Below are 7,404 nucleotides of genomic sequence, written 5' to 3'. Positions count from 1 at the left end.
AGTTCCGCGAAAACTTTGATGATTTCATTCATTGGTATGCAGACGCAGGAAGTGGCGATTAAACCGCATGTAAAGGTGGTTTTAAAGTCTGATTCTGAGATGCTTGAAGAAGTCGTGATTACAGGTTACGGTAGTGCCCAGAAACTGGGTTCAGTAGTTGGTTCGGTAACTGCAGTAAGTAGTGAAAAGTTGGAAAAGAAACCGGTAGCCAATGTGGCTGATGCTTTGCAGGGACAAGTTGCCGGTTTGCAGGTATTTACACCGAGTGGAGAACCGAGTCAGTCCGTACGTATGCGTCTGCGTGGTGTCAGCTCTATCAATAGCTCTTCCGAACCGTTGTTCATCTTGGATGGAGCACCTATTTCCTCCGGTGCGTTCACTGCGCTCAATCCGAATGATATAGAAAGCATGACCGTATTAAAAGATGCCTCATCTACTGCTATTTATGGTTCCCGTGCCGCAAATGGCGTTGTTATCCTGACTTCTAAGAAAGGTAAGAGAGGTTCTAAGGCAAAAGTCAATATCAGTGCACAATACGGTATATCACGCATGACAGGTGATAATGTAGAGATGATGAATGCTGAACAATGGCTTAACTTCCAAGAAATCTTAGATCCCTCTTTGAAAGAAAATGCAGCCTTCCAAAGCAACAAGAATTTCTATATTGACAACGGAATTTCTACCGATTGGGCAGATGTATTCTTCGGTGGTTCGGCACCTACACAAGAATATAACTTAAATGTAACGGGTGGTACAGATGCCTTGAACTATTATTTTGCATTTGGCCACTACGATGCGGATGGTATTATGGATGACTCAAAATTGCGTCGTGAAACATTGCGTTCCAATATAGAAACGAACATCACTAAATGGATGAAAGCTGGGGTGAATATGAACTTGTCTTATCAGAAGTATTCTACTACCGCTTTTGGTGGAAGCGCAAACAGTGTTTATAATAAGGTATATGCATCACGTATTTATCGTCCTACTCAGTCTTATTATGAAATACTGAAAGATGATAATGGTAATTTCCTGGGTTACGGCGACCGTTTGGACTATTTCGACGAGATGGGTTATTGGAATCCTTATTATCTGTCTGAACTCCAACCGGGTGCCAATACAATGGCCCGTATCAATGGAAATACTTTCTTGAACATCAATCCTATCAAGGGACTGAATATTCGCGCTGCACAGGCAATGGAAGCTTTTGACTATCGCTCCTCCGGAGTGGCTTATCCTGTAGGACCTTTTGCCGGTGCAGGTACAGCAAGAGAGTCGTTCCAACGCTACTATGCGTTTACCTATACGAATACTGCCGAATATAAATTCACAGCTTGGGATAATAGCCATTTCTCTTTCTTAATCGGACAAGAGGCCATTATTAACAAAAATGAGAGTTTTGGAGCCTCTGTAACCGGCCTGACCGATCAACGATTGATGTTGATGTCTGCCGGCGCTACAGCTAATATGCCTTCACATAGTAAAACCCAGCAGGTCTTTAACTCCTACTTCGCTACCGCAAGTTATAATTATAACGAGAAGTATTATATAGATGCAACGTTCCGTCGCGATGGTTCTTCCTTATTCGGTCTGAACAATCAGTGGGGTAATTTCTGGTCAGCAGGTGCCATGTGGGACTTGAAGAAAGAAGCTTTCTTGGAAGATGTAAGATGGCTGAATACATTGCAGCTGAAGGTAAGCTATGGTTCTGTAGGTAATGCTTTGGGATTGAGCCCTTATATGGCATTCGGTCTGATTGGCTCAGGCCCGCTTTACGGCAGCTCTTCCGGTACGGCGGTTTCTAATCCGGCCAATCCCGACTTGACTTGGGAGGTAATGAAGTCAACGAACGTAGCTTTGAACACTCGTTTGTTCGATCACATCAGCTTGGACGTGGAATTCTATAACCGTAAGACGGAAGACATGTTGATGGAGATTCCTTATTCTTATACTACAGGTTTTAGTTCAGGCTGGGGTAATGTAGCCAGCATGGTGAACCGTGGTGTGGACGTCACATTTGGTGTGGACATTTTGAAGGATGTGAACGGTTTTGACTGGAGCGTTTCAGCTAACTTGAACTACAACAAGAATGAGATTACAGAATTGTTCAACGGATTGGATGAATATGTATTGGGAAATACCGGTCTGAAATTGCAGGTAGGCATGCCTTATGGCGAATTCTTTACCAATAAGTGGGCAGGTGTCGATCCGCGTGATGGTTACAACATGTGGTATGACAAGAACGGTAACTTAACGAAGACCTTCTCTGAAGACGACGCTGTGTTCACTGGTAAGCAACGTTATGCACCTTGGTCGGGTGGTTTCGGTACACGTGCAAGCTGGAAGGGTATTACCGTTTCGGCAGACTTCGCGTTTATGCTGGGACAATATATGACTAACAATGAACGTTGGTTTACAGAAAACCATACATTTGCTGCTAAGAATAATCAGACCACCGAAATGTTGACCATGTGGCAAAAGCCAGGTGACATTACTAATATTTCCTGTCCCGATTCTCCGATGCAGTTTGATACTCACTTGCTGGAAAATGCTTCATTCATGCGTATGAAGAATTTGAGCGTAAGCTATACATTGCCGCAGCGCTGGATGAAAAAGACCGGTTTCATGGAGAGTGCCAAAGTATTCTTCGTAGGACGAAACTTGCTGACTGTAACCAAATACAAAGGATATGACCCGGAAATTGACAGCAACATTCAGTTGGGTAATTACCCGAATACCAAACAAATCTCATTCGGTGTGGAACTTACTTTCTAACATTAACCATAAAAGAGGATAAATGAAAATGAAGAAAATACATACAATATTAACGGCAGCTTTACTTGCAGTGGGGATGTCTTCCTGCGACATGGAAAAGTATCCTTATAATGCCGTAGAAGAGTCTTTGTACATGACCAGCGCAAACGACTTTGCCAATGCGCGAATTGGGCTCTATTCTTATTACCGCTCACTGACAACAGGTGGATATATCCTATTACCCGAAATGCAGTGTGATGATTTTAATGCTACGGTAGGATTTTCCAATACCTATGGTGCTGCATATCGTTGGGACTTCCAGATGTCAGACGGAAATATAGCGGGCTATTGGGGCAATTATTATTCGCTGATTGCGCGTTGCAACTACTTTATTGACAGCTATAAAAAGATTGAAGCAAGCGAACAGTCTAATTTCAGCGAAGCGGATATGGCTAAAATTAAGGCTTATGTAGGCGAAGCTTATTTTACCAGAGCTTTTTCTTACTTCAACCTTGTGAATCATTTCTGCAAAGCATATAATAGCGCCAATGCGGAAACGGATTTAGGGCTTCCGTTGCAGTTGACTTACGCTCCAACTTCCAATTCAGCTACTTATCCGGGCCGTTCCTCACTGAAAGCCACTTACGAGCAAATTGTAAGCGATTTGACTGAAGCCAAGAATTTAGTAAATAACGCTGTTGCTTTGGAATCCGGAAAAGCTGCTATCAATTACGTTTCATCGGATGTGGTGACTGCCCTGCAGGCACGTGTGGCTTTGCAGATGAAAGATTATGGCACTGCTGTTACGGCATCCACTTCATTGATTGCGTCCAACACCTACGCTTTAATAAACTCTGCAGAGGCATTCCACAGCATGTGGGTGAACGATATGGGTAGTGAGGTGATGTGGCAGATTTATATGAGTTCTGATGAATTGGGAAGTGCGACCGGAACCTCTTTCTGGGGACAATACCAGACTGACCCTGCCAAGGTAACAGTGGACTATGTTCCATCGGGCAGCCTAACGGATCTTTACGACCAAGAGAATGATATCCGTTTTGCGGCTTTCTTTGAACCTTTCACTCTGAACGTATCTACAGGCGCAAGTGGCGATATCTACCTGTTTGACAAATATCCGGGTAACCCTGACATTTATAGTGTTGTGAATGTAGATAATCACTATGTGAACAAATCCAAACCGTTCCGCATTGCCGAGCAATATCTGATTGCAGCAGAAGCATACGCAGGCCAAGGAAATGTGACTGAGGCTGCCAAATATCTGAATGACTTGAAGCGCAATCGTATTGCTGGTTACACAGACCGTACGTTCAATAGTGCAGAACTGCTGATGGCAGAGATTCGTGACGAACGCCACAGAGAGTTGGTAGGTGAAGGATTCCGCTTGTCTGACCTGAAACGTTGGGGGTTGGGCGTAAATCGTCAGAATGCAGTGCAAGATGCTAATTTAGTGTTGTTCCCCGGTTCGGAAAACACCACTGCTCTTACGAAAAATGCGGATGATTTCCGTATGGTATGGCCTATTCCCAAGGCTGAGATTGATGTGAATCCTCAAATCAAGGGTCAACAGAACCCCGGTTATTAATCCATTTTAAAAGACATAAATATGAAATATCTTAAATTATTAGCCTTTTTCCTGTTGCCATTGGCAATGGTCGCCTGCGGCGATGACGATGAGGTTCTGAACTCAGGCAATGCCACGGTTCAGTTTGGTGAAGCAACCATAACTACGAGAGAAAGTACTTCTATGTTGCAAATTCCCATTGTGATTTCCGGTGAACGCAATGGTAGTGTACGCATAGTTGCGAAAATGAGCGGTAGCAATGCCAACTTTGAAGCGGATAAGGATGTGATTGTGACCACGGAACATTTTGTAATACCTGCTGATGTTGAGTCTGTTAATTTAGAGGCTCACTTGAGTGTAGGTAACGATGCTATTGAAAGCGGACGTAACATCACTTTCGAAATTGTAAGTGCAGAAGGTGCTACGATAGGAAGTACTAAAACTTGTACAGTAGAACTGAAAGAAAACAATCCGTTGGAAGGTATATACACACTTCGTGGATTCAACCCATTTGACGGGGCTGTCGCCAGCGAAAAATGTGAACTCTCCATGGAAGAAGGTGTCAATGATGTTGCTTACTTGGATTTTGGATTTGGCGGCCTGCTGACTATGAATCTGGAGGAAGTTATTCCGGGTACGAAATATAACATTACTATTCCGGGATTACAGGTTATCGGTAATTATGCTACATACGGACCGGTTTACTTCCCGCTTTGCAGTGTAGATTGGAACGCCGGTGCCGTGAATGCTTACCGTAATGATATCACCGGTGTGTATGACTCTGGTGTAATCACTTTGGATACACCGGAAGATTTCGGTGTCGGCTTCTATGTTGCAGCCGGTTGGTTGGGTGCATACGTAGCATATACAGATGATAGTGGCACGCTCGTTCCGGTTACTTTGCGTAAGTAAAAAGCAACTTATAATATTTGTTTAAGGGAAGAGGGTGCCCATACATGGGTACCCTCTTCTTGTCTGCATACAATAAATAATGTATTAAGAGCCATGAAAAAAAGATTTTACGCGTTCACCCTTTTTATGGGGTTGCTTCTTTTCCTTAATGCCTGCTCCCATGACGAGGCGATTCCGGTGTTGGATATCCACACTCAGTCGAACGAACTCATCCTAGAACCACAGATGAACGCTTCGGTTTCAGTTAGTTTTACCTCCAGTGCGGCTTGGCAGGCAAAAACGGATGTGGATTGGGTAGTACTTTCGCCAACTAAAGGAGAAGCAGGAAACACCTCTCTTTCTCTGTTGGCTAAAGAAGAAAACCGAACAGGCGAAGAACGGACAGGTATATTGACTTTAATTTCTGCGGGAATCACTAAAGAAGTGAAATTCACACAGAAAAAGACTGATGTCTTGAATTTGGAGCAAACTTCGTACAATGTAGTAGCTGATGGCGGTTCATTTAAAATCGCATATTCGACCAATTTGTCAAACTGTAAGTTCCGTCTTGTTGCCGATGGCGATTTCCCTCAATGGATTGTTGTAGAGCAGGGTGAAACCAAAGCATTACAAACAAGAGAATTCAGTCTCACCGTATTGACCAACCGTGCTCTCTCTCAACGTACCACCAACATGCAGATATACGCTGTAGATGCACAAAATGAAGACAATATTCTGTTGAAATCAGCACGAATTACCATCCGTCAAGACGCCGCCCAAGTAGGTACTTCTACAGACATGGCGACGTATGACAAAAAAGTCTTTATTTTACAGAAACATACCGAAGGTAACGGTGTGCCTATTGTTTTCATGGGCGATGGCTTTTTAGATAAAGATGTTGAGAATGGCTATTATCGAACGGTCATGGAGAAATCAATGGAACTTTTCTTTACTGAAGAGCCAGTTAAATCACTGCGAAACTATTTCGATGTATGGATGGTGACTGCCGTGTCACAAAACAATGCTTTTGGAGGCTCTTACAGCACCCGATTCAATTGCCAATTGGAAGGAGGCGGCAGTACAGGCATCAGCGGTAACCATGCTATGGTGAAGACATACGCTGCGCTTGTACCCGAATTGAACAGTGATCCGCAATTGCTTGACGAAACAATGAGCATCGTAATTCTCAATACGGAAGCGTATGCAGGAACCACTTATTTTGGATTCGGTAACCAAATAGGAAATACGATTGAGTTTTCTATTGGTTATTGTCCGATTATTTATGGATTAGATAACGAAATGTTCCGTAGGGTGTTGTGCCACGAATGTATCGGACATGGCTTTGCCAAATTGCTTGACGAATATTCATACGAGCAGCAAGGGGTTATTCCTGCATCGGAAATCGAAAAAAGCAAACGAATGCAGCAACAACTGGGTTGGGCCATGAATGTGGATTTCACCAACAACCGCGAAACCGTATTATGGAAGCATTTTCTAAACGATAGTCGTTATCAAGGAAAAGATCTTTATGGCGAAGAGTTGGGAGTTTATGAAGGGGCGTGTACTTATTGGCGGGGAGCATGGCGACCGACTGTAGAAAGCATGATGCGTAGTAATACGCATGGCTTCAATGCTCCTTCTCGAGAGGCTATTTATAAGCGGATCATGAAGTTGGCCTATGGCTCATCATGGACGTATGATTACAAGTCGTTTGTTGAATTTGATCGCACTCATTTACCACAGCCGGTTGACACACGTACTATAGAGAGCCATTCAGAAAAGCCTTTTGCAGCACCACGTTTTGTGGGAGAAGTGCTAATGTAGCATTTTCTTATTTTTTGTGACAGTGCTGGAAGAGAGAAATCCTGATGATAAAAAGTAGAGGGTATTAACAACCTCTGCTTTTTTCTTTATAAATAGTTTGTTCCACATCCTCAAAAACAGATACGTATATTTTGATAAGACTGCACTAGTTTAAAGAACTTTTAAAAAGCTTGCCATTACGGAGCTGGAGAAAGATTTGGATAAATAGATACATCCAACCTTACGCTGCCGACAAGCGCCAAGTAGTCTGCATCGGTGCAAACTTCTCTTCCGCCGCCCGGACGGTGGAGGGATGGGAAGAGATATGGAGAGACTCTCAATCATAATCGGAACTTCTACCTTATTTTGTAGGC

The 7,404-nt window shown here is 43.4% G+C and carries 5 protein-coding genes; all 5 read left to right on the top strand.

From position 1 onward, the window contains the following. A partial coding sequence (locus tag K2G43_RS04130) for a TonB-dependent receptor (protein ID WP_300153082.1) occupies positions 1–2,775 on the top strand: 2,775 nt, incomplete at its 5' end. A 91-nt stretch (positions 2,776–2,866) separates the two neighbouring features. After that, positions 2,867–4,357: a RagB/SusD family nutrient uptake outer membrane protein gene (locus tag K2G43_RS04125; protein ID WP_300153080.1), complete on the top strand. Its 1,491-nt coding sequence runs from the start codon at positions 2,867–2,869 to the stop codon at positions 4,355–4,357. Positions 4,358–4,378: 21 nt separating this feature from the next. Beyond that, on the top strand, positions 4,379–5,248 hold the full coding sequence (locus K2G43_RS04120; protein ID WP_300153078.1) for a hypothetical protein: 870 nt from the start codon (positions 4,379–4,381) through the stop codon (positions 5,246–5,248). Positions 5,249–5,341: 93 nt separating this feature from the next. Next, complete coding sequence (locus K2G43_RS04115) at positions 5,342–7,051, top strand: M64 family metallopeptidase (RefSeq protein WP_300153076.1); 1,710 nt, start codon at positions 5,342–5,344, stop codon at positions 7,049–7,051. Positions 7,052–7,221: 170 nt separating this feature from the next. After that, positions 7,222–7,377, top strand: coding sequence for a hypothetical protein (locus K2G43_RS04110; protein WP_300153073.1), 156 nt, complete (start codon positions 7,222–7,224; stop codon positions 7,375–7,377). Positions 7,378–7,404: the final 27 nt, after the last annotated feature.

Origin of the sequence: Bacteroides sp., assembly GCF_029057325.1 — a bacterium.
Taxonomy (GTDB): domain Bacteria; phylum Bacteroidota; class Bacteroidia; order Bacteroidales; family Bacteroidaceae; genus Bacteroides.
Note: the sequence above shows the minus strand (reverse complement) of the source record. Positions and strands in the feature narration are given on the sequence as shown.